Below are 1,758 nucleotides of genomic sequence, written 5' to 3'. Positions count from 1 at the left end.
GCTCATTTTATTAAGCTATACCAGCTAATAGCTAGTCAAGATTACCAGTAAAGTGAGTTTAAATCATGTGGTATAGTGAAAATAAGCATGCCAAATAACCCTCCAATCTAATCTTTATATTGGAAGGTTATACCAATATTTATTTATTGTCGGAATGCCTTTTTACTTTTCAAGATGGTATAGAGCCAGTGAGCCAGCTTATTTGCACATGCGACTAGAGCCACCTTATGCGGCTTTCCTTCGGCTCTTTTGCGATCGTAGAACGCTTTGATTCGCATATTTCGGGAACGAATAAGCCCACACTGAACAGCCATAACCAGAGCATAACGGAGCTGTCTAGAACCGCGTTTAGTGATCCGATATCGGGTTGCCGTAAACTTACCTGAAGCGAAGACACTTGGGTCGATACCAGCAAAGGCGACCAGCTTTTTTGGATGATCAAATCGGTCGATTTCTCCGATTTCTGATAAAATTGTTGCCGCAATTTTATGGCCAATACCGGGGATCGACTGGATTAAATCATACTCTTCGATTTCTTCGGCCAGGGCATCGATGTTTTGTTCCAACTTAGCAAGATGCTCCTGGTACTGAAGGATCAGGGTTATGAGAACCCTTAAGTTAATTAAGTGACTCATGTACATGGTTTGCTCAAAAGGATTTTGTTTTGCTGCATGCAGTAACCGCTTGACTCGCTCGTCAATCCAACTCTCTGAACGGCCTCGATTCGTTGAAAGAAACTCTTTAATTTTGGCATGTAGCGTTTCTTCTTCCGTTTGCAAAACGGAACATGAGGTTGGAAATTCACTTAAAAACCGTAGTGAAACGCCTGAATACATAGCTCCAAAGACACCTTTGTAAGCAGGGAAAACCTGATCTAACACAGCTTGGAATTGCAACTTAGTCTGCACACACATTTTTGAAAGAGACTCATATTGCCTTGTCAAATAACGTAGGTTGAGCAGTTGGACACCCCTTTTCTTAAAGGCTCAAACTCTTCTTTGTAGTACAGTTCTCCTAAAAGGTAGGCATCTACAGCATCCGTTTTCACTTTACGAAGGTTGGACTTCCTAAGTCGATTCGAGATGAGCGGATTAATGACAATGTATAGATAGTGATGCTCCTCAAGAAACTGAACAATGGGGCTTTGATAATGTCCAGTGGCTTCTAGAATAAGCAAAGGACGTTGTCTTGCCACATGCTCAAGGTCCTGAATAGTTTGAAGCAGTTGTGAAAGTCCTTCCCGAGTATGCTCGAAATGAAACGTTCCTCTGTACGGTTTTCCACGCTCTAAAAAGGCTTGTCCGTGGCTTTCTTCTTTAGAAATATCTAGACCGATAACTGGATTCATTCGATCTCTCCAAACATATAGATTTACCAGCAACCCTAATGATTTTTCTTGTCGCTCTATAGCATCGCTTGTTATACGGGATCTCGCGTCCCAACCAGCCTCAATCATAGTCATGACAAGTAGGGGTGAACATTATAGCGCTCGGGATCAAGTCCCACGGGCAGGAACGTTCGAACCGGCTACCTTAATCCTTAAAGAAAATGAAAAAAGGATCAACCAGAAAGAACTGGTTGATCCCCAGCTTGTAGAGAAACCCACGTTTTTTCAAAACGACAGGTTTCTCTTTTGTTTTTTTATCCTCTCTTTTCGTGAGAAACAGAGGGTTTAAACCTCTTACGCCCGAGGGTTTAAACCTCTTACGCCCTCCGTTCCAAGTGGAGGGCGATCTTCTTCATGTTCTGCACGGCGGC

Annotated in this window: 1 pseudogene; it reads right to left on the bottom strand. The window is 42.7% G+C overall.

Annotated features, from left to right (window positions below):
* Positions 1–143: 143 nt before the first annotated feature.
* Positions 144–1,348: pseudogene (locus AC1DLI_RS34245) on the bottom strand (IS110 family RNA-guided transposase).
* Between the last annotated feature and the right edge of the window lie 410 nt (positions 1,349–1,758).

The sequence above is a fragment of the Paenibacillus sp. 01T443 genome (assembly GCF_056398325.1).
This window is presented reverse-complemented; position numbering and strand designations above follow the sequence as displayed.